Source organism: Mucilaginibacter robiniae (assembly GCF_012849215.1).
GTDB lineage: Bacteria > Bacteroidota > Bacteroidia > Sphingobacteriales > Sphingobacteriaceae > Mucilaginibacter > Mucilaginibacter robiniae.
This window is the reverse complement of the sequence record NZ_CP051682.1, coordinates 1,448,606-1,474,927: the sequence shown is the minus strand read 5'-3', so window position 1 is coordinate 1,474,927 and position 26,322 is coordinate 1,448,606. Positions and strand designations below refer to the sequence as shown.

Annotated in this window: 23 protein-coding genes; 14 read left to right on the top strand and 9 right to left on the bottom strand. The window is 43.1% G+C overall.

Annotation, left to right across the window (positions count from 1 at the left end):
* Positions 1 to 5: 5 nt before the first annotated feature.
* Positions 6 to 743 (bottom strand): nucleotidyltransferase, encoded by a 738-nt coding sequence (locus tag HH214_RS06555; RefSeq protein WP_169606565.1) that lies wholly within the window; start codon positions 741 to 743, stop codon positions 6 to 8.
* A gap of 219 nt (positions 744 to 962) precedes the next feature.
* Here HH214_RS06555 and HH214_RS06550 point away from each other — a divergent pair, with 219 nt between their 5' ends.
* Both HH214_RS06550 and trxA read left to right on the top strand, forming a co-directional pair.
* Positions 963 to 2,504 (top strand): alpha-N-arabinofuranosidase, encoded by a 1,542-nt coding sequence (locus tag HH214_RS06550; protein ID WP_169606564.1) that lies wholly within the window; start codon positions 963 to 965, stop codon positions 2,502 to 2,504.
* A gap of 143 nt (positions 2,505 to 2,647) precedes the next feature.
* A complete protein-coding gene (gene trxA, locus HH214_RS06545; protein ID WP_169606563.1) occupies positions 2,648 to 2,944 on the top strand; it encodes a thioredoxin in 297 nt (98 codons plus the stop codon).
* 7 nt (positions 2,945 to 2,951) lie between these two features.
* Here the strand turns inward: trxA and HH214_RS06540 are convergent, their stop codons facing one another.
* Complete coding sequence (locus tag HH214_RS06540; RefSeq protein ID WP_169606562.1) at positions 2,952 to 3,449, bottom strand: DUF2147 domain-containing protein; 498 nt, start codon at positions 3,447 to 3,449, stop codon at positions 2,952 to 2,954.
* Between the two features lie 188 nt (positions 3,450 to 3,637).
* Here HH214_RS06540 and HH214_RS06535 point away from each other — a divergent pair, with 188 nt between their 5' ends.
* The 3 genes from HH214_RS06535 to HH214_RS06525 all read left to right on the top strand — a co-directional run bounded on the left by HH214_RS06535 (position 3,638) and on the right by HH214_RS06525 (position 6,686).
* A complete protein-coding gene (locus HH214_RS06535) occupies positions 3,638 to 4,537 on the top strand; it encodes a helix-turn-helix domain-containing protein (RefSeq protein WP_169606561.1) in 900 nt (299 codons plus the stop codon).
* Positions 4,538 to 4,637: 100 nt separating this feature from the next.
* Positions 4,638 to 5,639, top strand: a complete 1,002-nt coding sequence (locus tag HH214_RS06530) for an aldo/keto reductase (RefSeq protein WP_211166321.1) — start codon at positions 4,638 to 4,640, stop codon at positions 5,637 to 5,639.
* Positions 5,640 to 5,828: 189 nt separating this feature from the next.
* On the top strand, positions 5,829 to 6,686 hold the full coding sequence (locus tag HH214_RS06525; RefSeq protein ID WP_169606559.1) for a fumarylacetoacetate hydrolase family protein: 858 nt from the start codon (positions 5,829 to 5,831) through the stop codon (positions 6,684 to 6,686).
* Between the two features lie 81 nt (positions 6,687 to 6,767).
* Here HH214_RS06525 and HH214_RS06520 read toward each other — a convergent pair whose 3' ends face one another.
* Positions 6,768 to 7,637, bottom strand: coding sequence for a YitT family protein (locus HH214_RS06520; RefSeq protein WP_169606558.1), 870 nt, complete (start codon positions 7,635 to 7,637; stop codon positions 6,768 to 6,770).
* Between the two features lie 230 nt (positions 7,638 to 7,867).
* Here HH214_RS06520 and HH214_RS06515 point away from each other — a divergent pair, with 230 nt between their 5' ends.
* Positions 7,868 to 8,905 (top strand): threonine aldolase family protein, encoded by a 1,038-nt coding sequence (locus HH214_RS06515; protein ID WP_169606557.1) that lies wholly within the window; start codon positions 7,868 to 7,870, stop codon positions 8,903 to 8,905.
* 290 nt (positions 8,906 to 9,195) lie between these two features.
* The gene (locus tag HH214_RS06510) at positions 9,196 to 10,065 is read left to right on the top strand and encodes a universal stress protein (RefSeq protein WP_169606556.1); all 870 of its coding nucleotides are present in this window, start codon (positions 9,196 to 9,198) and stop codon (positions 10,063 to 10,065) included.
* A 47-nt stretch (positions 10,066 to 10,112) separates the two neighbouring features.
* Here HH214_RS06510 and HH214_RS06505 read toward each other — a convergent pair whose 3' ends face one another.
* Positions 10,113 to 11,192 carry an aminotransferase class V-fold PLP-dependent enzyme gene (locus tag HH214_RS06505; RefSeq protein ID WP_169606555.1) on the bottom strand — a complete coding sequence of 360 codons (1,080 nt, stop codon included), beginning with the start codon at positions 11,190 to 11,192 and terminating at the stop codon, positions 10,113 to 10,115.
* A gap of 1,283 nt (positions 11,193 to 12,475) precedes the next feature.
* Here HH214_RS06505 and HH214_RS06500 point away from each other — a divergent pair.
* From HH214_RS06500 to HH214_RS06490, 3 genes are all read left to right on the top strand, one after another.
* Positions 12,476 to 12,712 (top strand): sensor histidine kinase, encoded by a 237-nt coding sequence (locus HH214_RS06500; RefSeq protein ID WP_248282223.1) that lies wholly within the window; start codon positions 12,476 to 12,478, stop codon positions 12,710 to 12,712.
* Between the two features lie 155 nt (positions 12,713 to 12,867).
* Positions 12,868 to 13,542: an outer membrane beta-barrel protein gene (locus tag HH214_RS06495; RefSeq protein WP_169606553.1), complete on the top strand. Its 675-nt coding sequence runs from the start codon at positions 12,868 to 12,870 to the stop codon at positions 13,540 to 13,542.
* A gap of 27 nt (positions 13,543 to 13,569) precedes the next feature.
* A complete protein-coding gene (locus HH214_RS06490; protein WP_169606552.1) occupies positions 13,570 to 14,292 on the top strand; it encodes a hypothetical protein in 723 nt (240 codons plus the stop codon).
* An 81-nt stretch (positions 14,293 to 14,373) separates the two neighbouring features.
* On the opposite strand, the gene HH214_RS06485 is transcribed toward HH214_RS06490, so the two are convergent.
* Together HH214_RS06485 and ggt are read right to left on the bottom strand one after the other, a co-directional pair.
* Positions 14,374 to 14,571 (bottom strand): hypothetical protein, encoded by a 198-nt coding sequence (locus HH214_RS06485; protein ID WP_169606551.1) that lies wholly within the window; start codon positions 14,569 to 14,571, stop codon positions 14,374 to 14,376.
* Between the two features lie 115 nt (positions 14,572 to 14,686).
* The gene (ggt, locus tag HH214_RS06480; RefSeq protein ID WP_169606550.1) at positions 14,687 to 16,396 is read right to left on the bottom strand and encodes a gamma-glutamyltransferase; all 1,710 of its coding nucleotides are present in this window, start codon (positions 16,394 to 16,396) and stop codon (positions 14,687 to 14,689) included.
* Between the two features lie 184 nt (positions 16,397 to 16,580).
* Here ggt and HH214_RS06475 point away from each other — a divergent pair, with 184 nt between their 5' ends.
* Entirely contained in the window at positions 16,581 to 17,096 is a 516-nt protein-coding gene (locus HH214_RS06475; protein WP_169606549.1) for a hypothetical protein, read from the top strand.
* A gap of 2 nt (positions 17,097 to 17,098) precedes the next feature.
* Here the strand turns inward: HH214_RS06475 and HH214_RS06470 are convergent, their stop codons facing one another.
* Entirely contained in the window at positions 17,099 to 20,848 is a 3,750-nt protein-coding gene (locus HH214_RS06470; protein ID WP_169606548.1) for a S8 family serine peptidase, read from the bottom strand.
* Between the two features lie 134 nt (positions 20,849 to 20,982).
* On the opposite strand from HH214_RS06470, the gene HH214_RS06465 reads away from it, so the two are divergent.
* Positions 20,983 to 21,453, top strand: a complete 471-nt coding sequence (locus HH214_RS06465; protein WP_169606547.1) for a hypothetical protein — start codon at positions 20,983 to 20,985, stop codon at positions 21,451 to 21,453.
* A gap of 59 nt (positions 21,454 to 21,512) precedes the next feature.
* Here HH214_RS06465 and HH214_RS06460 read toward each other — a convergent pair whose 3' ends face one another.
* Positions 21,513 to 22,280 (bottom strand): DUF4136 domain-containing protein, encoded by a 768-nt coding sequence (locus HH214_RS06460; RefSeq protein WP_169606546.1) that lies wholly within the window; start codon positions 22,278 to 22,280, stop codon positions 21,513 to 21,515.
* Positions 22,281 to 22,463: 183 nt separating this feature from the next.
* On the bottom strand, positions 22,464 to 24,113 hold the full coding sequence (locus HH214_RS06455; protein WP_169606545.1) for an NAD+ synthase: 1,650 nt from the start codon (positions 24,111 to 24,113) through the stop codon (positions 22,464 to 22,466).
* A 68-nt stretch (positions 24,114 to 24,181) separates the two neighbouring features.
* Between HH214_RS06455 and gldB the strand changes: the two genes are divergently transcribed.
* Entirely contained in the window at positions 24,182 to 25,222 is a 1,041-nt protein-coding gene (gldB, locus tag HH214_RS06450; RefSeq protein ID WP_449288825.1) for a gliding motility lipoprotein GldB, read from the top strand.
* Positions 25,223 to 25,306: 84 nt separating this feature from the next.
* Positions 25,307 to 26,320, top strand: coding sequence for a sensor histidine kinase (locus HH214_RS06445; protein WP_169606543.1), 1,014 nt, complete (start codon positions 25,307 to 25,309; stop codon positions 26,318 to 26,320).
* The last annotated feature ends 2 nt before the right edge of the window (positions 26,321 to 26,322 follow it).

The following is a 26,322-nucleotide window of genomic DNA, read 5'->3' as shown; positions in this document are numbered from 1 at the left end:
AGTTGTTATACAGTTTTAATCGTATAGGATTTGTAATCCCATTCTTTAATATCTATACAATACTGAGTTTGATCAATCATGGGTCCGCGGCATACCTTTTCAGTAGGAGATGGTAAGTCGTATTGTTCGCCGGCGCGGCGCAGCAGTTCATCATATAACCAGCGGGGTACAATGTTCTGGTAATCGGCCGGGTACACAAATTGGAACGAGAGCAACTGCGCTAACAACAACTGCCAATGCGGGTCAATCCTGAATAGTAAATGTTTCCAATCCAGGTTAGCACCGTATTGCAGCAGTAAGTGATTTAAATCAGCGCCATCAAAACGTTCGCGGTTTTGTACGTATATTTTGCTCCATACTACTTCTTCGGCCGAAAGGAGTTTCAAATCGTGATCAAAGAAGTTGGCATCTACTGCGCGTTCAAACCAACTATCATCTACCCGGCAAATGTTGTTTACTGTATCAAAAATCAAGTCAATAAAGTACTCGCCTTTGAATATTTTGGCTAACCAGCGGGCATCAGTAAATTCAGTGGTATAACCTTGCTCTGCGAAGTACTTTAAAATGCGTGGGCAATCGGTTGAACGGCAATATACATCCAAATCTTTGGTATCACGGTACAAACCGGTATAATGAAATATGGCAAAGGCACCCCCTAGCATATAATCAATTCCACTATCATTTAAATGATCAAGTGCCTCTTTGTAAAAAGCAATTGCTTCTTCGTCTTCATTAATTACCATATCGTTATAAAAAAAATCAAACTCAGGGCTTACCGCAGCCTGAACTATAAGAACTGTAATTATTTTATTCTGTTTGCAGGAAAGTATAGTGCTGATAAAGGAGCTGAGTAGATCAATCTTCACTATCAGAGATATAGGGATACATTTTCAATAAAGCAATTCCTTAAAATGCAATAGATTAATTATAATTGTATAACCAACATTTAAAACCTACTGCACTTGAAAAAACGTATTTTATTCCTGCTAACTGCGGGACTGGGCCTGAAAAGCTATGCCCAAAATACCGCAACTTTAACGGTAAGCAATAATTCAAAAGATACCATTAGCCGTAATATTTACGGCCAGTTTGCCGAACATCTGGGGCGTGGCATCTATGGTGGTTTTTGGGTGGATAAAACCTTACCAGTAGCTAAGCAAGATCGTATCCGGCTGGATGTGGTTAATGCCTTGAAGAAAATCAAAATTCCGAACCTACGCTGGCCCGGCGGATGCTTTGCTGATGAGTACCATTGGCGTGATGGCATTGGCCCACGCCCACAACGCCCTAAAATGATTAATACCAACTGGGGCGGAGTAGTAGAAGATAATAGCTTTGGTACACACGAATTTCTGGAGCTATGCCAATTATTGGGTTGTGAGCCGTACATATCGGCTAATGTGGGTAGTGGTACCGTACAGGAAATGTCGAACTGGGTAGAGTATCTGAATTTCGATGGTGAAAGTCCGCTTACCAACCTGCGTACACAGAACGGGCACCCGAAACCCTTTAACGTGCACTTTTGGGGAGTGGGTAATGAAAGTTGGGGTTGCGGTGGTAATATGACGCCAGAACATTATAGCGATGAATACCGCAGATATGCCTCTTTTGCCAAAAACTATAACAATGCCAAGCTTAAAAAAATAGCCTGCGGGCCCAATGCAAGTGATTATAACTGGACGGAAACTTGTATGAAGAATATTGGTCCGGGACGTATGTGGGGCTTATCTCTTCATTATTATACGTTGCCTACCGGCAACTGGAGTGATAAAGGTTCATCTACCAACTTTGGCGAAGCAGCTTATTTCAATACTATGAAAAACTGCTTGCAAATGGAAGAACTGGTAACCAAGCACTCAGCTATTATGGATAAGTACGATCCGCAAAAGAAAGTAGCTTTAGTAGTGGACGAATGGGGCGTATGGACCAACGTGATGCCGGGTACTAATCCGGGTTTCCTGTTTCAGCAGAATAGCTTACGCGATGCCTTAGTAGCAGCTACCACATTGAATATTTTTAATAACCACTGTGATCGTGTAAAAATGGCTGCCTTGGCACAATGTATAAACGTATTGCAGGCGCTGATTATCACCGATAAGGAGAAAATGCTGCTGACGCCTACTTACTACGTTTTTGATATGTACAAAGTACATCAGGATGCTAGATACCTGCCTGTCAAACTAAATGCACCCGAGTATGAGTATGAAGGCAAAAAGATTCTGGCAGTAAATGTAACGGCTTCGCAGGATGCTGCCGGTAAGGTGCATTTAACGCTGGCTAACTTAGATGCACACAACACTATTGCTGTAAGTACAGAGTTTAAAGATATAGCTTGGCAAGCAGTAACTGGCCGGGTTTTAACTTCAGCCAAAGTGGATGATATTAACACGTTCGAAAAACCTTACACTTTAATCCCTAAAACTTTTACAGGTGCCCGTAAAGAAGGGGATAAGTTAGTAATTAATATGCCAGCTAAAGCTGTGGTAGAATTAGAACTGAATTAAATAAGCTATCATAACTAATAAAAACAGCCGCTGCAAACTTGATTTGAAGCGGCTGTTTTTATTTAAGCAGTTACAGCTATCAAGATTACTTTTCACAAACGGATTTTGCATTGGGCTGTTGCTAAACTAAAAGATTAAAGATTATGGCAAGCTTTTCAGATATTATCAATACGCCGCAACCTGTATTGGTCGACTTTTCGGCTGAATGGTGTGGACCATGTAAAATGATGGCTCCTATACTGAAGCAGGTAAAAGATGCAATGGGCGATCGCGTGAAAATTGTAAAAATTGATATCGACAAAAATCCGGCGGTAGCTGATGCTTACCGCATACAGGGGGTGCCTACCCTAATTTTATTTAAAAATGGCGAAAATAAATGGCGGCAGAGCGGCGTAATGCAAGCCGGACAGATTAAGCAGATTATTGAGAGCTATTTATAAATAGCTCTTAGTTTTTCGCGATAAATTTAGCAACATCGGCATCATCCACCCGGTTAAAGGTCATGGTACGGCCTATAAATTTAAAGTGCCAGTAACCGGTTACCTTTAACACATTATCAGACGTCATGCTGGCTGATGAATTCCATTTACGCCCGGTTTGTGCATCGTAAATCATACCGTTTTCCCAACTGTCTGTTTTAGGATGATATTCCAGATTCTCTAATACATTCATGCCAACAAGATGCCGTGAGCGAAGCTGTTTTGATGGATTGTGTATATCCAGACGGGCTTCCATAGGCTTGGTGGGTTCATCAGAATCATCAAACCAAACCAGCTTGGCTTTAAAATCATTTCCATCACGATATACCTGTACAATACAGTTCTTTTTTTCCGACATCCATTTGCCGCATATACGATCGCTCGCTAATGCAGACAATTTGGAAGCATCTATAGTTAACGTAGCTGCAACGATCAGGAAGCAGCTGAGTAAAAGTTTCTTTGCCATAAGTACTTAGCTTTCTTTACAAGGTAAAAAAAATAACTTTTAAAATATGACAAATGTTTTACTGAACCATTCTTTTACAGCATACGCCTAAGAATAGTACGGTAGTTGTAGTTTGCAGATATGTGAACAACAGGCTAAAGCAATGCTGAATAGATAATTGGTTTATTTTGAAATAGCTAAGTTTGTGTATGCCTCAGTTAAGTATCCAAAAAAACAAAGCAGATTATACTAAAAGCGCGTTATTAGAATCATCGCAGTTCAGGGTGGCTTCCATAAATGAAGGATTGTGTGGAGCAGTAACTTTTGATGCTTACAACCGGCGCAATTTTTATAAAATAACGCTACTTTTAAATGGTAATAGTGAGCTTTTTTATGCCAATCGTGCTATAAAAGTAAACGGGCCTGCTTTAGTATTTACCAATCCACTAGTGCCATATGCCTGGGAAAGCGACCAGGCCATAGAGCCAGAAGGATACTTTTGTGTATTTACCGAAGACTTTTTGCAGCAAGGTGGCCGTATGGATAGTTTGCAGGATTCATCTTTGTTTAAAGCTGGCGGAACTCCGGTGTATTTTTTAAATGAAGCACAAACCGAGTACATAACGCAGCTTTTTGTAAGAATGCGCTATGAGGTAGATACAGAGTACTTGTATAAACATGAACTGGTACGAAGTCAGTTAAACTTGATTATTCACGAAGCTATAAAAATGCAACCGGCGGTGTCTTACTTTACTCCACCTAATGCAGCCGCACGTATAGCTAATTTGTTTCTGGATTTACTAGATCGGCAGTTTCCCATCATGTCGGCACAAGATGCTTTAAAGCTTAAAAAGGCAGGCGATTATGCTAACAACCTATCGGTTCATGTAAATCATTTAAATGCTGCCGTACATGAGATAACCGGCAAATCAACCACTACGCATATTAATGAGCGTATATTAACTGAGGCCAAATCATTACTAATGCATACCAAATGGAGCGTAGCCGAAATAGCATATAGCCTAGGTTTTGAATATGCCTCATACTTTAACAGCTTCTTTAAGAAACATACTAGTAGCACACCTATGGCTTTTCGAAGGGCACTTTGAAAAGTATAAGTATTGCTTTGAAACGTTTAGCGGCTCTACCAAGTGAGCTTGGTAGTTTTGCTTTATACTAAAATCATAAAAGCACACACTGATGAACACAATGAAAAGCATAAACTTAGGGAGCCAAGGGTTGCAGGTATCGGTTGAAGGATTAGGCTGTATGGGGATGACTCCTATAGCAGGTGGCGATATCTATGGTAAGGCCGATGAGGGAGAATCAATAGCTACTATACATCGGGCACTGGAGTTAGGCGTGAACTTTTTAGACACCGCCGATTTATATGGCCCTTTGCTGAACGAACGCCTGGTAGCTAAAGCCATACAAGGTAACCGCGACAAATATATTATTGCTACCAAGTTCGGTTATGAGGTTGATGATGATGAGCAGCTCACCTGGGCTATTAATGGTCGACCAGAATATGTACACAAAGCTATCAACCGTTCGCTGAAAAATTTAGGTACAGATTATATTGATTTGTATTATCTGCACCGTGTAGATCCTAACACGCCTATTGAAGATACCGTAGGTGCTATGAGTCAATTGGTTCAATCAGGAAAAGTTAAATACATCGGCTTATCTGAAGTGGCTGCCGATACCATCCGGAAGGCACATGCCATTCACCCAATTACAGCCGTACAAACCGAATACTCCATTTTTGAGCGTGACCCGGAAGTAAACGGCGTATTAACTACTTTGCAAGAACTGGGTATTGGTTTTGTGGCTTACTCGCCTGTAGGTCGTGGCTTTTTAACGGGTGCTATACAAAGCCCAGACGATTTTGCTGAAAATGATTTTCGCCGGCAAATTCCGCGCTACCAAGGCGAAAACTTTTATAAGAATTTAGAACTGGTTAAACAGATACAAGCTATAGCTGCTAGCAAAGGTATAACTGCTACGCAATTAGCTTTAGCTTGGGTGTTACAAAATAACGTGGTGGCTATTCCGGGTACTAAGCGGATTAAGTATATTGAGGAAAATGCCGCAGCTGCTCAAATAACATTTACGCCTGAAGAAAAAGCTCAGCTAGAATCTATTGTTCCGGTTGGTGTTGCTGCGGGTAGCCGTTACGATGAACAACAAATGAAATTTGTAAATCAATAAAGCTGCTAAAAAAATATCTAAAAAAGCTTCCATGTATTCAAAGTACGTGAAAGCTTTTTTGTGGTATACAAGATTGTTTTTTGCTCTACTACTAAATAATATTTTCTTGCTTTTATAATTTATAGGTGTAGTAATGCTGATGTTATTAACTTTAACGATTGATAGTGAAAATCTAATTCTAATCTAGTTATGAAATTAATCAGGTATGGCCAACCCGGCCAGGAGCGCACTGGCGTACAGTTGGATGGTGTTAATTATGATACTTCGGCTTTTGGAAGCGATTATAACGAACAGTTTTTTGAACGTGGTGGCTTAGCTTCTTTAGAAGCTTACGTAGCTGCACATCGGCAAGAACTGCAAACCATTGGTGATGACGAACGACTGGCCAGTCCAATTGCCCGCCCTTCAAAAATTGTTTGTATTGGCTTAAACTATGCCGACCATGCTAAAGAAACTGGTGCTGCACTGCCGCCCGAGCCAGTGATTTTCATGAAGAGCACCACTTCATTGACCGGACCGAATGATAATATTATGATTCCTAAAAACTCGGTTAAAACCGATTGGGAGGTAGAGCTGGCTATTGTAATTGGCAAAAAAGCATCCTACATAGAAGAAGCCGAAGCGAACGACTATATAGCCGGCTATGTACTGCATAATGATGTTTCAGAACGTGAGTTTCAGCTGGAGCGTAATGGTACTTGGGATAAAGGCAAGGGGTGCGATACCTTTGCACCACTAGGCCCTGTTCTAGCAACCGCTGATGAGCTGGGTGATTTGGATAATCTGCGTTTATGGCTTACTGTTAATGGTAAGAAAATGCAGGATGGTACAACGGCTAACCTGATTTTTAAAATTCCTTACTTGGTGTCCTATGTAAGCCAGTTCATGACTTTGCTGCCTGGTGATGTAATCTCCACCGGCACTCCGGCTGGTGTAGGTTTAGGCTTTAATCCGCCAGTGTATTTAAAACCTGGTGATGTAGTAGAGCTAGGCATTGATGGTTTAGGTACGCAAAAACAGCAGGTAGTTGCATACACAAAAAGCTAATTGGCTACAGTTACACTTAAACAGAAACAGGCTGAGAGGAATATCCTTTCAGCCTGTTTCTGTTTGAAGTGAGTAGTGATATTAATGTCGTGCCCGGCGTTTTAATACGCCGCCGGCAGCTTCTTTAATAGTGCTGGTAAATACAAAGGCTTTTTCATCCACTTCTTCTACCATATTGCGTAAACGGCGTACCTCCAAGCGGGTAACTACGGTAAAAACAATATCTACCGGCTGACTAATATCAAAGCTTTCTTTCAAAAAGCCGCGTTCGCCTTTGTAAACCGTAATACCCCGGCCTAGTTCCATTACTAGTTTTTCTTTGATCATTTGGCTTTGGCCTGATATAATGGTGACGCCAGTGTATTCTTCCAAACCTTCTATCACAAAATTAATCGTACGCGATGCGGTATAGTAAGTCAGAATGGAGTATAAAGCTGTAGGCAATCCTAAATCAATAGCCGCAATCAGAAAAATCACAATATTAATGCCCAAAATAATCTCGCTGATGGTAAAACTGATGCGTTTACCGGTGTATAGGGCTAGTACCTCAATACCATCCAATGCGCAGCCGCCACGTATGGCTAAACCCACGCCTATGCCCATAAAAACACCGCCGAAAATGGATACCAGCAATTTATCAGAGGTAATTTGCGGGTAGTGGATAAATTGAAGGCATAGTCCTAATCCAATAACCGCAGCCAGGGTTTTAATGGCGAAAGTACGGTTAACCTGAAAGGCACCCATAATAATGAGCGGGATATTAGCCAGCACAATGACGTAGGCAATATTAAGTTCATACAGCTCATGAATGAGCAGAGAGATACCGGTAACGCCGCCATCAAAAAACTGATTGGGGATCAAAAAGCTTTTAAGGGCGAAACTACAAAATAGGATACCCAGCACCGTGTAAACAAAATCCTGCACGGCATGAGGCAGATGAAAACCTTTCATGCCACGAATTTAACTGATTTTAGCTTTCAGGAAGGTTAAATATTGTTCTTTTTTGTGGTAATTGACGGATAAGTTTGTTAATAAATGCTTAAATCATCTTGATTGTTCCCTTTAATTCTTTCATAAAAGGGCAACAGTTTTGTTATAATACTAAAAACTAGCTGCCATTTGAATCAAAAATGTACAGGGCTTAATATATTGCAGGCTGATTGTAGAATAGCTGTTCATAGATGAAAAAATTTAGCTTTAAAAACGATTATAGTGAAGGCGCACACCCAGCCATTTTAAATGCCTTAGTAAGCAGTAACCTGGCCCAGCAAAGTGGTTACGGCGATGATGAATATACACAAGAAGCCGTACAACTCATTAAACAACGTATTGAAAACCCCGAAGCTGGTGTGTTCCTGGTTTCGGGTGGTACGCAGGCTAATTTGATTGTAATTGCTTCTATACTTCGCCCGCATGAGTCCGTGATAGCGGCTACTACTGGGCATATTAATGTACACGAAGCTGGAGCTATTGAAGCTACTGGGCATCGTATTGAGGCGGTGCCTACGCCTGATGGTAAACTGCGTCCTGAAGATATTTTTGGGGTACTGGGCAAGTTTGAAGAAGTGCACATGACCCGCCCGCGGTTGGTGTATATTTCAAATGCTACCGAAATTGGCACTATGTACAGCCGACAGGAACTGGTAGATTTATCAGCCTGTTGCCGTGAGCATCATTTGTATTTGTTTATGGATGGCGCTCGCCTCGGTTCAGCTTTGTGTGCTGAAACTAATGATATTACCTTTGCTGATTTAGCCCGTTATACCGATGTATTCTACATTGGCGGTACCAAAAACGGTGCTTTGCTGGGTGAAGCCATTGTGATTAACCATCGCGAACTGCAAAATGATTTTCAGTACCATTTAAAGCAGCGTGGCGCTTTGATGGCTAAAGGTCGCTTATTGGGTGTTCAGTTTGCCGAAATGTTCAGGAGCGATTTGTTTTTTGAAATGGCTCGCCATGCTAACCAAGCAGCCGCTAAACTATCGGCGGCTATTCAGCAGTTGGGTTTTCCGTTGTTAACGGTATCTTATACCAACCAGATTTTTCCAATTCTGCCTGCCGATGTAATTGAGCAGTTGTTGCAGCAGTTTGATTTTTATCGTTGGCAAAAGATAGATGCACAGCAAACCGCCATCCGCTTGGTAACCAGTTGGGCTACGCCTGATGAGGCGGTGGATCAGTTTATTGAAGTATTAACAAAGATTACCGGCAAGTAAATAATTTCAAAACAAATGCCATAAGTAAAGCTTTACTTACGGCATTTGTTAAACATACTTTGTAGCATTGTATTTCGGTGTTCATTTTTAATGTGTGAACATTCCTGAATACTTTGAATGATGGAGATGGTATTAGAATCCATCTTATTGATTATTCCTATTAGTTGTGGTATTTCCTGCTAAATCGTGATTATAATCACATTGCCAACTGAGAATCATCATCTTACTGCGCAACTTTTTTAATGAGCTTTGTAACAGCAAAATCATCAAACTCATTAAAATTCAAGCGTATGAAAACTATAGCTGTATTAACCGATTTGACTGCAAAAGGAGAGCATGCTGCCTTTTATGCTTTGCATCTGGCTCAGCATCTTCATGCTAATATTTTATTGTACAATGCCTTTACCGTGCCTTCTGCCGACCCCATGGCTGCCCAGATTGCATGGCCGATGGAAGATTTTGATGAATTACAAAACGATACCGAAAACGAGTTAAATTTGCTGGTTAAAAAGTTAGAGGTGGAGCTTACTGCTTCACCAGCTTATGCTTTTAAACCAGTTATTGATTGCCGCTGCCATGATGGTGCATTGAACCTGCACCTGGATGAGCTATTAAATAACCGCGATATAGTGATGCTGGTAATTGGCAGCCATAAAAAGGGGCTATCTGCCTGGCTGATGGGTAACCACATGCGGAGCGTAATTGATAATGTAACAGTACCGGTATTGATGGTGCCCGAAAACTGTAGTTTTAAAAGTATCCATAAAATTACTTTCCCGACTGATTTAATGCCAGCCGATATTGATTTGGTACATGCAGTAGCCCACCTGGCTAAACCGTTTGGCGCAAGCTTGTTGCTAGCGCATATTTGCCCGGCTAGCGAGGAGGCGCAAATACCTGTTAAGAAGTTTCTGGAAGAGGTAACCAATAAAATTGATTACGCCCATATTTATTACCGCAACGTTTGCGATGCCGACCTGCATGATGGTTTAAACTGGTTGGCTAATCAGGCCGCGGCCGATTTGCTGGTGATGGTACACCGCAACAAAGGCTGGCTTGATCAACTTTTAAACCGGAGCAATACCTTGAAAGTGGCCGAACAAATCAGCATACCTTTACTGGTGTTCCCTTACCCGGTACCTAAGCTCCCTGTTTTTTAGTAAAGCGGGTTAGGGTATTGATACAGAAAGGGCAGTAGTAGCGTAAATTACCGATGCTGGTCAATTACTTCCAGCAATCGTTCCAAGTCTTGTTCCGTGTTGTAGAAGTGGAAGGATACTCGAATACCTGGTCCGCGTAAGGAGGTCAGCACGCCGGCTTGCTGTAGCTGATTGAATACCTGTTCAGTCAAATTAAGGTTGAATATAGAGGAATGCTGCTTACGTTTCAGTATAGCTTCAGCTAGTAAACCACGGTCAGCAAAGGCGTTTAGGGCTTGCTGGCTGAGTTGTTGAATGTGGCTGGCTATGTTAGCCAAACCGGTTTGTTCCAGATCAGCAATAGCTTGTTTCAGGCTACCGAAGGTTAGGGTGTCCTGATGGCCGGGTTCAAAGTAAAATGATAACGGACTGCGGCCTTGTAGAAAAGGTTCCGAAGGGAATGTCTTTTGCTGGTTACCTGCGTAAAGCTGACTAGCTAAGTTCTCGTTCAATAGGGCAAAGCCATTGCCATAGCCGCTTAGCATCCATTTATAGCCGCTGGCCATGAGCGCATCCAGCCCTGATTCAACAAAGTTGAAAGGTTCGGTGCCGCAATATTGGGTACCATCGGCTACCAGCAGTAGTTCAGGGTAGGTATGTTTCAGGGTTTTGATAAACGCCGGGTCTATTTTGATGCCGCTGATGTACTGTACCAAACTAAAGGCCAGCAGGGTAGGCTTAAACTGCTCGATACGAGCCAGCAGGTTTTGTTCCAGCAGTTCGTCTGCCACTACGTGTTCATATGCATAACCGCGACTTTTTACCGGGTAATTAATAGAAGGGTAATCTTCCTGTACCAGCAATACTCGTTGCTTGCCTGGTAAGCCATCCAGCAGAATGTTAAAGCCATACGAAAAGTTGGGCACCAGGAAGGTGTTTTCTACATTGGAATGGAACAGCCGGGCTACGCTGTTTTTTACCTGCTGTAAAAAATCAGCTTGTGGCAGACGGAAATTGCTGCCTTGTTCCATGAAATCCATATCATGCTGCCTGCGCCAGTTCAGTAACGATTGCGACAGGATACCCGAACTCGCCGTATTGACATACGTATAGTTGTTCAGAACAGGAAACTGCTCAGTAAAAGTCATGCGTAAAGATAGTATTTTAGTCACGCATAGCAGAAAAGGTGAGGCTAAGTTTAGTTGTGATTTTAGTGTTACATGTTTCAGTGTGTAAGATCTGTAACACCTTGTAACACTGACAAACCATTGGCAGTGGTGGCACTGTTTTGTCAGTAGGATATTGGGTTTTGGTAGCTAATTGAAGTATACGTGGTATGCTTAAGCTAGCATAAAAGCTATAAGAGGCTTATATATCCCTTTACTCTGGCGCGAGTATGTCGGGCTGGTTGCAGCAGTGGCTACTCGTGCCTGAAAACTACTGCTAAACAGGCACGAGTAGCCATTGCCCACTTACCGCCCCGACATACTCGCGCCAGAACAGGGGGATCAATTGTCTATAAGTAGAGGAGCAAATTATGCGCAAAAGTATTCTTTTAGATACAGGGGTTGGTCACCTCGTTTCGGCTTATCTTTACCTTTATGAGTATAAAAAAAACAAAAAAATTTGCTGTTTTATTGTTAGGATTCTTCTTAATGTTAACTTTCGGGAGATGTCGCCAGGAGTGTTTACAGGAATCTATTGCACATTATGGTAAAGCTGAATTCAATATTTTCAAAGGGTTCGTGATATTTCATCGCAGTCGAGTAAGCTATAATAAAAATGTATACATGCTATATAAGCATAATTGTGGACCTTATATTATTACTTATTTAGACAACAAAGACTCGATGTTAAATGTGAATACTAAGTTTGTGAAAAATTGCTTTAATGATTCTTTAAGCGCAACCAAAATAAAGAGCTTAATGAAAGCATTCTTAAAGATTAAATGTTATTACCTTAAAGTTGACCAAGAAGGCAATATTTATATCAATCCGTACTCTTCCCAAAAAACATTATTGTTGAGAAAGGCTAAAGGATCATTGCCTAAAGATATTAGCAATTTCAAATTATATAATGATCAATGGTACATTTTGAAGTGATTCTATCTTTGAGATAAAAAAGCAGCTACAATTTTCAATGTACATCGATAAGTGATTTATGATGTAGAAAACAAATATAGTTGGGAACCTGTCCCTTTAGTTCTGATGCACGTGTGTCACGTATACTTTAGCTAATCAAACACAGCAAAGCCCGGTCGATCCACTGCCGGGCTTTGCTGTTAATTACACATAAGAACTCTACTGAAAGCTATTACTCATTTCAAAGAGCGGCAGGTACATAGAAACTAAGATCCCCAATTTCTGGCGCGAGTATGTCGGGGTGGTAAGTGGGCAAAAGCTACTCGTGCCTGTTAAGGAATGGGTATCCCTTGCTGCAGTCAGCCCGATATACTCGCGCCAGAATTGGGGTAGGCATTCCGGGGAAATATCATGCCACCTTGTTCAATAAATTTAGCAAGGCAGGCAGGCCAGGGTTGAAAGGCCAGGTTTCTATCGGGCTGGGCATGTCTATCATTAAAACCCTTGTAGAATGGCACAAGGGTGAAATTTGGTTTCGCAGCAAAGAGCACGAGGGTACTACCTTCTACATCGAGTTACCAAAATAAATAAGCTCAATTGTAATATTCGTTACAGTAGGGTTTCGCTTATACAATTGCACTCTCATAAAACGACCCTTTCGAGAGAAGAAATAGCCACAACTGAGTATTTCAATAAAATAAACTTACCTTAGCGCTTACAATCCAACGCTTTATCTAGTTTCATGAATAAATATCTTTACTCTTTAGCTGTTTTATTATGTGCCTCATTAGCGGCTCAGGCGCAAACGCAAAAAGGCAGCCAACTGCTGGGCGGGCAAATCTCAGAAAGTACCGGCAAAGGCACAACCATTGAGCACGATCCTAGCGATAACGGTGCTACTACGGTGAGCAAAGACAAAATGAACTACTTTGGCATTGGCCCTTCTTACAGCTACTTTGTGGCTAACAACCTTGACCTGGGGGCTTCAGTAGGCTATACCAGCTCTACGCTTAAGAATAACTTCAGCGCTTTGGGCAACGATGCAACCCAGCAGAAAGGATTCAACTCCGGTGTTTTCTTAAGAAAATATTTTTTGTATGACGGCAAGGTCGGTTTCCGCGTGGGGCCTTATGTAAGCTACCAACACGCCAAGGCTACCATGAATTACCAAAACACGCAGAGCTTTAACGAGGATACTGTAGAAAACAGGTTAAATGCAGGCATTGGTTTAGACTTTGTTTATTTCCCAGCCCGCAGGATCGGGCTGGCAGCAAGCATTGGCAGCCTGTCATATGAGAAGGTGTATTACAAGGAGCTATCCGGCGGTCAGCTGATGCAGGAGCAGCGGGATCATGCCTTCGGCGCGAACCTGGCTTCCAATTTAGCTTTATCGGTTTATTATTCCTTTGGTAAATAGCTTGATTCATCAACTCAAATCATATCCATGATATTAAAAAAAGCTTACAGTACGCTGCTGATGACCTTAGGGGTGGGGATGCTTGTTTGTTCGTGTAAAAAAGAAGGCGTTGCTGTTTCGGAGGTCATGCCTGCTAAAGAGGCAGTACAAACGCAAGTTGCTGCTAGCAGTGATACCAGCGTAGTTGCAGATCCGTTTTTACTCAGCTCTATTTCAAACCCCGTCGGGCATTTCACGCCGGCAGATTTTGGTGTAATGCCTTACGGTCTGCCCAATGCAACTGGAGATAATGGTGTAGCCATTGGTCAGCCTACTGGCATGGTATTAAAAGTAAACAGCAAGACATTCGTTCTTAGTAAATCGTTGCACAATGATCCGGTAGTGGCGTTTTCCAAACCAGCGCTTTTGCCGATGAGACCCATTCCCGAAATGACTATTGAAGGCGGCGATAAAGACGGCTTTATGAAGGTGCAAATCACGTTTCTTTATATAGCGCGCCGATATCAACTTCAATCCTGTAAGCTGATAATTGATGGTGATTTCTATGGCCGCGCATCTGCTGTATACTTCAGCGCACCTCAAGGAGCTCAATATGCTAAATTGCTTTCGGCAACTATTGACACCAGTAAAGAGTACGCCAGCGCTAAAGGCACGTTTGATGCCGAAGTGAGTAGGGTCAGTGGCCTATGGGCGCCTCCCGGCGTATTACGGCTAAGCGGATCGTTTAATATAGAGTCCCCGAAACTTTAAATAACCGCTGCATCCATCAACTTACTTTTATAAAGCCGTAAAATTTTGCTGGTAGCTTTTTAGTTCCCAATTGTCGACCCTTTAGTGAGATGTTTTCTTTTTAGCAGATACTCTAAAAAAAGAATGCCTAACATCAATGCAGGTAAGAATCTTTACTAAAAATACTATTTCCCGCTCAAGCGTCTGCGCTTGAACAACTTGCAGCCGAGCCGCTTGCAGAGGGCTCAAGCGTCTGCGCTTGAGCGGAAGAGGGTTGAGCAGAGGTAAAGATTGTTCCATAAACGAACGTTTACCGGGAATCCCTCTTGCTCCCGCAAGCGTCCCGCTTGTGGTTTAGCGACATTACCAGCTATCTTTATCATCAGTAGAATACCTAAAGAACACATAATTAACTCTACCAACCTGCCTTCGTATCATCCCCACGCGGGTCAGCACCGCCTACGTAGCCTTGCGGCGTTTTGACAATGGCCTCTACGCGGCCTATGGCACCACGATCGGTGATTTTATAGCCTTTTTGTTGCAGCTTGGCTTCTACTGATTTGTCCAGTGCTTCGTGTTCGGTTTCGATATCATCAGGCAGCCATTGATGGTGGAAGCGTTTAGAGGCTACCGCCTGTTGTGGGGTCTGGTTAAACTCAATCACGTTCAGGATGGTTTGAAAAACCGAAGTAATAATGGTAGAGCCCCCCGGCGTACCCACTACCATAAACAGCTGACCGTTCTTTTCCAGTATAGTTGGCGTCATGGACGATAACATGCGTTTGCCAGGTTGTATGCTGTTGGCTTTGCCGCCTACCAGTCCGTACATGTTGGGCACACCCGGTTTAGAGCTGAAATCGTCCATCTCATTATTCAGCAAAAAGCCGGCACCCTTTACAAATATCTTAGCCCCAAATGAACCATTCAGCGTAGTGGTGATGGATACTGCATTGCCTTCGCGGTCAACAATACAGTAGTGGGTAGTTTGGTCACTTTCGTAACCGACAAAAGTACCGGGTTGTATGGCGCTGCTGGGCGTGGCTTGTGCCCAGGTAAAGCTTTTCATGCGGTTATCCACATAGCTAGGGCGTAACAAACTATCTACCGGAACCTTGTAAAAGTCGGGGTCGCCCAAGTATTTAGAACGGTCGGCATACACACGCCGCTCCGCCTCCACTATCAATTGCACGGTCGAATCCTGGTTATAGCCCCAGCGGTGCAGTGGGAAAGGTTCTACACTGTGCAGCAATTGCAACAGAGCAATACCCCCGCTGGATGGTGGCGGCATGGTAATTACCTTATATTGCTTGTACTTCCCAATCACCGGCTTGCGCCACACCGAATGGTAGTTGTCCAGATCAGCCTGGGTAATCAGTCCATCGGCCGATTTCATTTCGGAAATCAGTTGAGTGGCAACCGTACCGTTATAGAAACCTGCACGTCCTTGATCCCGAATCAGCATCAGGGTTTTGGCCAAATCTTCCTGCACCAGTAAATCACCGGCAGCCCAAGGGGTATCTTTCAAAAAGTAGCTTTTACTGGGGTTCAGTCGTTTAAAATCGGCTTGGTTGCGGTTTAAATCGGCAGCCAGGTGCTGGGTAATTTTAAAACCCTGATGAGCCAGATTAATAGCCGGTTGCACCAATTCGGCCCATTTCAGTTTGCCGTATTTGCGGTGCGCCTCAATCATACCATCTACCGAACCGGGTACGCCTACCGCCTGGTGGGTGTACAAGCTTTTATTCGGGATTACGTTGCCGTTAGCATCGAGGTACATATCGGCATTAGCTTTGCCAGGCGCTTTTTCCCGGTAATCGAGCGTGTTGGTTTGCCCCTTGGCCGAACGGTAAACCATAAAGCCACCACCGCCAATATTACCAGCTTCGGGCAGGGTAACAGCCAAAGCAAATTGTACAGCCACAGCGGCATCAACCGCATTACCGCCTTTTTTCAATATGCTTAAGCCTGCTTGTGCCGCATCCGGGTAGGCGCAAACCACCATGCCGTTTTTACTGGGCTGTTCAGACTGACTTACCGGCGTTTGTGCATAAGCTATACTGGTAGCTAAAGTAAAAGCGATGTACAGCTGCGGTTTGAATATGGTTTTTATAGAGAGAATTTTCATGTGTTCAAAAAGATGTTCGTTCGTCTAAAATAGTACAAATCCGGTTAAACAGCGGGGTTTAATTGTAGTCATACCTTAAAATTATGCTACTGACTTTTAGCCGGGTAAGCCGGTAAAAGCTATTTTTTTAAAGTTAGATCTTCATAAAATCTTAAATCTGCCGTTATTTACACAAAACTACATCATGAAAAAAATAACATTACTCTTTATTATTAGCTGTTTCATGCTGGCCTTTCAGCAAAAGTCTAACGCGCAAACCACGCAAAACCCGGCCTTATACCAGGGCGCGCTTGGTTTAAAGTTTGATGGTTATGAAAATGGTATTTCCGGCAAGTACTTCATGAATAACTCAACCGCGGTAGAAGGTGTTTTAGGTTTTCGTAAGCACGGCTTGGTTATAACCGGCTTATACGAAATTCACCAAACTGCTTTCGGGGTAAACGAGCTTAAGTTTTATTATGGTGCAGGTGCGCACATTGGTTCGGTAGGTAAAGGTATTTTTCAACGCTATACCGGCGATGATGAATATTACGATAGCAGCCACGTACTGCTGGGTGCTGATGGTGTTTTGGGCCTGGAATACCTGATTCCGAACAGCCCTATTGCCATTAGTTTAGATTTGAACCCACGCCTGGAATTAGCCGTGGGTCCGTATTTTGATATTGCGCCTGGGTTAGGTATTAAATACTGCTTTAAATAATATTAGCGGTCAATAATCAGCTTGGTGGCATATTGTTTTTGCCCCAGTCGTAACCGAAGTATGTAAGTGCCGGGGGGCATGGCAGATACGTTAACTGCCGTACTGTAATTCCCTGCCGGCACTGTGCTTTTGTTGGTGTACACTATTCTGCCAGCTGTGCTGATGAGCGCCATATTTAAATCGCTGGCCGCAGGTGCAATAAAGGCAACGTTTAAATTGGTATTGGCTGGCACCGGGAACACCGATAAGCTAATATCATTAGGCGTATTCAGCACCGCATCACTCTTAATATAGGTGTAAACGGGCGATATGGTTGTACAACCCGTTGTCAGCACATTTTGTAACTGGTAATTACCGCTTTGCGTAGGCAAGTAGGTTTGCCCGGTTGCCGCGGTAATAGCTGTACCGTTTAAATACCACTGGTTGTTAGCCGCAAAGTTCGAACTCAGCGTAGTGCCGTTTTGAATAATAACCGGCGTGGTTACTATAACTGATTGACGCGTAGCCGAAGGGCAGCCTGCACTAATTACGTGCATGTTATAAAAATAGTAGTAAAAAGATTTATAAGCTGCCGTATCGGTGGTTGATGTAGTGGTTGCCGTGTTGGATACAATACTGAATACATCACCGATTTTGTAAGGATAGCCACTCACCCCGCTGTTACTTCTGAATAAAGTAGCATCATCGCTAAAGCTGGTACTGATGGTATAAGTGCCCGCTGCTGGTAGTTGCAGATTCAGATTGTAAACCTGCCCCTGGTCGGCGGCATCATCAGATTGAGCGCCGGAACCTGGCGTGGTGCGTGTTGCGGTAAGCGCAAGTGTACTGCTGGATACCACTTGTCCGTTAGCGTTTGATACCGTAAAAGTAACATGTCCCGAGTTCCCCACATATAAACGCGCACTCTGAATAATGACCGGAACACGGGTAAATACCGTAACATTCGGTCCAAACTGGTTATACCCACCACCCGAGAACACACTTTTTGTAGCCGGACCTACATAGGCGTTCAAATCATTCACCCCGGCATAGTAAGTATTGTTGGTAGGGGCAGTAGTTGTAAAAGCATTTTGGCCGTACGTTAATGGAGCGCCGCCAGTTGCTGCCGAGTACCAAAGCAAAGTACCATCACCCGTACCGTTAAGTAAGTAGCGGTTGGTATCATTACAGTAATTGGCCGTCAGGTTGGTGGCTGCAGGTGCGGCTCCGATGGTGATGTTAGCTAAAGTTTGGTCGTTGCCGGTTACTGCATCACCGCTTAACTTGGTAGTGGCGCTCAATGTATAAGCTGCCCCAGCTTGGGCATTAAAGGTACCACTTAGGATAAAGTTATCTTCGGTGCCTGCTGCTAACGTGCCGGTATAGGTTTCATTTAAAGTAACTACCGTATTATTGGCCGAAGTTACAGTGACCGTAACCGGTACATTACTGATGGCTGATGTTCCGTAATTTTTAAGCCGGACGGTAATGTTATTGGTACCGGCACAGTTGCCATTGGCTGCACTATTGCTGATGGCCGTAGCACCGGCATCAATAGCAGGTGCGGTAAACTGTACGCGGTAATCCTGCGTTTCACCTTTGCCATAGCTGCCACAGGCGGTAACTGCTGATGCTGTGCTGGTTTCTTGCAGTACTACCCGCATCAAGCTGGAGTTTCCTGAAGTGGCAGTAGAAGGCACGGTTACATTAGCCGTAAAGGTGCCCGTGCCGGTAATTACACCGCTGGTGGCTACTAACTCATCTGTAGTATTAAAAACGCCATCAGCGTTCCAGTCAATAAATACTTTGGCTATTTTGTTGAAATTGCCGCCGCAGGTACCTAAAGTAAGGCTGATTGGGTAAGTACGGCCAATTTCTAACTGGGTAGTAAGTGCGGTATAGTCTGAGTACGTGGTACAGCCTGCTGTCGGTGTATTATTGATGTTGGAAAAGGTAACATTGTTAATGCGCGAATCTGCACTGGAAGTAGGGGCAGAGGTACAGTAAGTTGTACCACCCCCACCTGTTACAATCAACGAGTAGGGCTGTGAGCCCGATTGCAGCGTACCTTTATGCGATACGAGAATGGTGTAAGTGCGGCCTGGTACCGCACCATCTACATATACCTGCTCTACGTTATCACGGCTATTGTCACCCTTGGTGGCGGCTGCACTTGGATTACTGTAGCTCAGCACCCAAGGTAAAAACGTACTGGTACCATCACTCACCCGAATGTCCAAATCGTTAACTAGTTTGGCGGTACGGTCGTTAATTGTGCCTTCGGTGCTGGGCGTACCTTGCGGATCAGTCCAAGCTATGGTAGCTATCAAAGCACCTGTACCTGAAGCTATCGCCTTAATGGTATATGTTTGACCTTGTTGCAAGGTGTTTTCGTTGATCAGACTTTTGGTATTTTGATCGGTAATGGCTTGTGCTGCTTTGCGCGTATCTAATACACCCCAGCCATAGGTATAATCGGGTCCGACATTGCCGGCATCAAAAGCGGTGTGGCAAGCTAAGCCTTTTAAGGTAGCCGAACGCATGAAACTGCCGTTATGCTTTTGGGCATAGTACTCTTGCAGTAATTGCAAAGAGCCAGTTACGTTAGGCGTAGCCATTGAGGTACCTGATAACGTAGCATAAGCCGAAGTTCCGCTGTTGCTGGTAGATAGCACATTGTCGCCATCACCGCAAATGTCGGGTTTGATACGGCCATCATCAGTAGGTCCTAACGAGCTAAAGTTAGAAATAGCTACCGATTGCCGGCTGGCTGGTCCTGATGGTTGCTGCTGTATAGCACCAACAGTTAAAATATTTTTAGCATTGGCAAAGGTGGGCAATATATCATACCCGTTATTGCTGCTGATACCAGCCGGACGAGGGCCTTTACTTACAATAGTTTGATCGGTGCGGCTTTTATAGCCATAGTAGGTAGTACCTACCGCCGGGCCGGTATAAACACGGTTGTTGCCTGCTGCTACCACAATCAAATAGCTAGGCGCATTGTAGGCAATCTTATCCATGTTTTGGGCATCGGTATCGTAAAAACCGAATTTATAATCTTCCGTATCACCAGGTAAGCCATACCAGTTCCAGGTGCCATCATCATTTTGTTCCCAACCGGCTATTACACCATAAGAGTGGTTGGATAACAGCAAGCTAGATGCCGCGGCGCTCATTTCGGTAATATCGTTATCAAAATCGTATGATAGGAGCGTGCTGCTGTTGAAAGACATGCCTTTGGCAGGTGCATAAACACCTTTGGCTATCATGGTGCCCGCTACGTGGGTAGAGTGTAAGCTGGTAGCTGTTGCCGCATCTTTCAGAGTAATTGTTTTGCCGGAAAACTCCTGGTGGGCAGCATAAACCGAACCTTCATCCCAAATAGCTAGTCTGCCGTTCAAAAAACTGCTGGAACCTGATAAGCTCAGGCCCAGTTCGCCACCAGGTTGTACGGCATTGGTTCGGGTAGTGGCTGCGGCTGTGGTATTGTTGAACGTATGGTAATAAACCGGAAAGCCTAATGCAGATACTCGTTGTAATGATATAACATCGCCTTTACTGTTTTTACGACGGATAAACCAATTGTGGGCCGGTGCCAGCGTTTGTATTTTTAGCTGATTAGCGTTGTAGTTGTTATTGAACTGCTGGGTGAGCTGTTCCAGTATAGTTTTCTTAGCCGTATTATCCGGCTGGTTTTGGGCCAGAGCTATCGTAGTTCCACCTAATATGAGCGCAATAGAAAAAAGAATTTTCAAGTAAAGTTTATTCATGTATAGGCTATGTAAGCTAACTATTCAAATCGGTTGTTCGGTAAAGTTCAATATTTTGACTGAACATTTAGTACATTGCTGATTAACAATTCTTAACCAGGCCATATTTATTAAACAGTATCATCATTTTAACCATGCTTAAATTTATTAGCAAATTATTTCTGGCTTTCAGCATCGCATCAGTACTGGTTATTACATTAAGTAGCATGTTTTCGGGTTCAATACATTTATCATCAGGTATAGAAGGTCATATTTACCAAGCCACCGGCAACCACATGCCGATGCGTGGCAAAGCCATCGAACCATCCAATAAATCATTAAACTGCCGAATAAATATTTACCAGGCAACTACTATTGCGCACACTACCGGACACCTGCCGCTTTTTACGCAAATTAACACCCATTTGGTTGCTAGCTTGCACACAGATAGTACCGGTTATTATCAAGTTAAACTGCCTGTGGGAAAATACTCTGTTTTTATCCGGCAAGATAGCAGCTACTTTGCTGCCGAAACAGATGGTCAAGGCATCCTGAACCCGGTTGAAGTGAAAACCCAACAACTTACCCGACGTGATTTCACCGTTACCCTGCAAGCTGCTTATTGAAAATAAAAAAAGCCTGCTTATAAAATAAGCAAGCTTTAGTAAAGCTTTACAACCTGAGTTTACATACCTACAGGCAGTTGTTTAAAAATATCGTTTACTACTTTAGGTAGTTGAGCAATAGCTTTCTCGCGGTTTTTGCTTAATTCTCCAGCGCCATAACCAATCCAAACAGTTTGGTTGGTGTGCGTATCAATCAGCTCAATAGCCAGTACACCTTCTTTAAAGTGTTCTTGTACAGGGTAGCCGCCGCCGTAACCGTAGCCGCCCCAACCACCACCCCAGCCTAAGCCAAAGTATGGATAGCGCCAGCCCCAGCCGCCGTAGCCGCCCCAACCACCCCAGCCTAAGCCGTAGTATGGTGTATAAGCGTAGCCGTTCCGTGAGCCGCGGTCAACAATAGTGGTGTAGCGTACCAGCAAATCCGGATTGTTAGGTTGCATCACCAAGCCTTTGCTTTGCAAGCTGCTTACAGCAGCATCTTGAATTTTACGGACTGCTTCCGGGTTGTTGAAGTACTTGTTGTTGTTTACTTCGTTAAGCCGGGCACCTAAGCTGGCCTGACCACGATTTGGACCTTGCATACGCGGACCCTGATTGCCAAAATCCCGACGACGCGGTGGCTGACCTTGAGAGTCATCAGGGCGACGTTGTCTCGGGCCCCGGAAGTTGCCCTCAGCGCCAGGGCCTTCAGGTGCTGCCCAGGCAAACGTACGATACTGTTTTAAATTCAGGTAATCGTCTCCGGCTTTGTAATAATGATAACTTGAACAGGCTGAAAGTGCTGATATAGCAAAAAGCACCAGCGCAAAATATAGTGTTCTTTTCATGGTATAATATTCCTTATTAGCTTTGATAACGAAACTATCCGATGGTTTAATGCAGAATGAAAAAAAATAATTTTTTATTAATCTTTTTCATTCTGCATTAAGTTCTGGTTGGACTTATCGAAATAAGTACAGCACTGCTGAATTTGTTTTATTATACCTGCTAAAAAGAATATTAAAAACTCTTTAAGACAGATACTTACCTACAATAGGCATCCGGCGCCCCATGCCAAAGGCTTTGGGTGATACCCGTAAAATAGGCGGAGTTTGGTAACGCTTGTGTTCAGCCAGATTAACCAGTTTAATAACGCGGCGAACAGTAACCTCATCAAAGCCCTGCTTAATCAATTCGGAAGACGAACAACGGTGTTCAACATATTGTGCCAGGATAGCATCCAGCGTATCATAATCAGGTAGTGAATCCGTATCTTTCTGATCGGGACGCAGTTCGGCAGATGGTGGTTTTACAATGGAGTTTTCCGGAATGATTTCACGATCACGATTGATATATCGCGCCAGCTGATAAACCTGTGTTTTGTAAACATCGCCCAGTACAGATATACCACCGCACATATCACCATATAAGGTACCATAACCTACGGCAGCTTCACTTTTGTTGGAAGTATTAAGTAAGATATAGCCAAACTTGTTACACATTGCCATCAGTACCACGGCACGGCTACGGGCCTGTAAATTTTCTTCTGCAATGTTAAAGGGCAAACCCTGAAATTGTGGTTCTAAAGCTGATTCAAAAGCATCGGTAATGGTTTTAATAGCAATGGTTTCTGATTTGCAACCCAGGTTAGCTACTAAATCTTCCGCATCTTTTAAGGAGTGGTCGGTAGAGAATTTAGAAGGTAATAAAATCGCCATCACGTTTTCAGGCCCCAATGCTTCGGCAGCCAATGCACAAACCACTGCCGAGTCAATACCGCCTGATAAGCCCAACGTAGCACGGTTAAAACCGGATTTAAAAAAATAATCGCGTATGCCTAAAATTAAGCTTTGATAAATTTGCTCAATATCGCTTTGGCGTTCGGCCACTAGCGTAGTAGGCTGTTCAGGTGTAATGCTGCTATCAGCATTCAGGGTATAATACGTTAGTTTTTCCACAAAGTACGGCAGCTCATCAATCAGCTTACCGGTGTTATCAAAAACTAAAGATCCGCCATCAAAAATCAATTCAGTATGTGCGCCAACATGGTTTACATAAAACAAGGGCAGGTTGTAACGCTTAGCATTACTGCTTAATATAGCAATACGCTCCTCATCATGGTTGTAAGCAAATGGCGAAGCCGCTATATTAATCATTACATCGGGTTGTTGCTCAATCAGCTTATCCATTGGGCGGGTTACGTACAATGGGTTTTCAATATCATTCCACAAATCCTCGCAAATGGTAAGTGCTATTTTATGTCCTTTAAAATCAATGCAGGTAAACTCGGTTTCTGGCTCAAAATAACGGTATTCATCAAATACATCATAGTTAGGCAGTAAAGCTTTATTTACTACCACCTGCACCTTACCATCATAAATAAAGTAAGCTGAGTTGTGCAAATCTTTACCTTGCGGGTCGTTGTTGGGTGTTGGAATACCAATAATGCAGGCAATACCTGTACACTCGGCTGCAATTTTTTGTGCCGATTGCTCACAAAGGTCAATAAACTCCTTGAATTCTAAAAAATCGCGAGCAGGATAGCCGCAAATACAAAGTTCAGAAAATACAACGAGGTCGGCGCCATTTTGCTGGGCCTGTTTTAAGGTGTCAATAATTTTTGCGGTATTCGAGTCAAAGTTACCGATATGATAATTCAGCTGAGCTAAAGCAATTTTCATGGTTTTATTCTTCTGTAGGTGTAGCAGTACTAAATCAACTCAAATTTTTTAGTTTTGTTGAGAAGATAATTACAATACCAGTGCAAAACAAAGTAAAACATTTTTACCTGCTTATTTTAAGCGCACTGGCGCTTACCTCCTGTTCGCACCATAAAAAGGCGGATGTAAGCGACATTCACCTGGAAGTTCATATTGCCCGGTTCGATCACGACTTCGACCAGATGCGTACCCAGCCTATGAGCCAGCAAGCTGCCCAAATGCAACAAAAGTATGGTAGTTTTTATAGCGACTATATGGAGCAGGTATTAGAAGCGGGTAATACGCGTGATACTGCTTACTTTGCTACCCTACGCAAAGTATTGAGCAGTAAACCTTACCAAGACTTAAAGCACGAAACAGATTCGGTTTACCCTAACCTAGATAAACAAGAAGCTGAGTTGACAGATGCTTTCAAGCGCATCAAATATTACTTTCCACAACAGCGTTTGCCTAAAATGTACGCCTATGTTTCGGGCTTTCAGGCGCAAACTTCTATCGGGAATGATTATTTTGCTATTGGGCTGGATTTGTTTTTGGGCGCTAACTCGAAGTTTTACCCGGCTTTAATTAATGCTTATCCGCACTATATAGCTCGTCGTTTTACACCCGAATACATTACCCCGCGTGTTATTGAGAGTTTGGGTCGTGAAAATATGTTTCCGCAGTCGGTTCAAAATAAATCATTGCTGAGCAAAATGATTTATGAGGGTAAGATATTGTACTTTATGGATCAGGTACTGCCCGATACACCGGACTCACTTAAAATTGGGTACACCACCCAACAAGCAGACTGGTGCAAAAACTTTGAATCCAGTATATGGGGATATTTTCTGGAACAAAACCTGCTATACGAAACTGATTTTGAGAAAATACAAAAGTACTTTAGTGAAGCGCCTTTTACCCCCGGCTTAGGCGAAAAGAACGAATCGGCACCACGACTGGCAGTTTGGACCGGGTGGCAAATTGTACGTGCCTACATGGATAAGCATACTGATGTAACTTTGCCGCAACTAATGGCTAACCAGGATGCTCAACAAATTCTGAACGACTCACACTATCATCCAAAGTGAAAATGCCGGATGCTTTAAGTACTGCTTTGAGGTATTGCTTAAATAAATACACGCCTAATCATTCTAAACAGTAATTTAGTTGCGATGAAAAAAGGCTGGCAAATTTTCTGGCATGTACTGTTTTGGGGATGTTTGGTATCCCTTTTTATTTTTATTGTGTCTAGTAACTCTAAAGTTACTACAGTTGATATATTAGTTACCATTGGCTTTTTCAGCTGCCTGAACATTGGATTGTTCTATTTTAATTATCTGGTGCTGATACCAGCTTATCTGGATAAAAATAACTACCGTAAATACGCACTAGCCGTAGTATTAACCATTATTCTGGCGGGCGTTGTCAAGTATGGCGTACGTGTGCTTATTTACCGTTATTGGCCCGGTTTGCCCGATAGTGAACCATTACGCTTTTGGCCGTACTTTGTAAGCAGCCTTTTTGCCAGTGTTATTTTTATCACCCTGAGTATTACATTACAGTTTACTACCGATTGGTTTCAGAACGAACGCGTGCAGCGTGATTTGGAAAATCAGCGTTTAACTGCCGAACTGGCTTTGTTGAAGTCTCAGATTAATCCGCATTTTTTGTTTAACTCCTTAAACAGCATTTATTCGCTGGCCTACCAGCGGGCTGATAATACACCCGAAGCTATCCTAAAGCTATCTGAAATTATGCGTTACATGCTATATGAGTGTAATGATAACAAGGTAGATTTAACTAAAGAACTGCAATACTTGCAAAATTACATCGATCTGCAAAAAATACGGCTTGGTAAAACCGCCTGTGTTGATTTTGTAATTACCGGCGAGGTAAATAACCAACGTATTGTGCCGCTGCTGCTTATTGCCTTTATCGAGAATGCCTTTAAACACGGAATTGCTAACAATGCAGCAACGCCTATTCAGCTTAAAATTGCCATAGAAAACAACCGGCTTGATTTTTTTATGCAGAATAAAAAGCATGTACATAACCGGGATGCGGCCGGAGGTATTGGCTTGAATAATGTAAAACGGCGCTTAAATTTATTGTATCCTAACCAATACCAGCTGAAAGTGAATGACACGGTGGATACTTATACTTGTGAATTATCCTTAATTTTATAAAC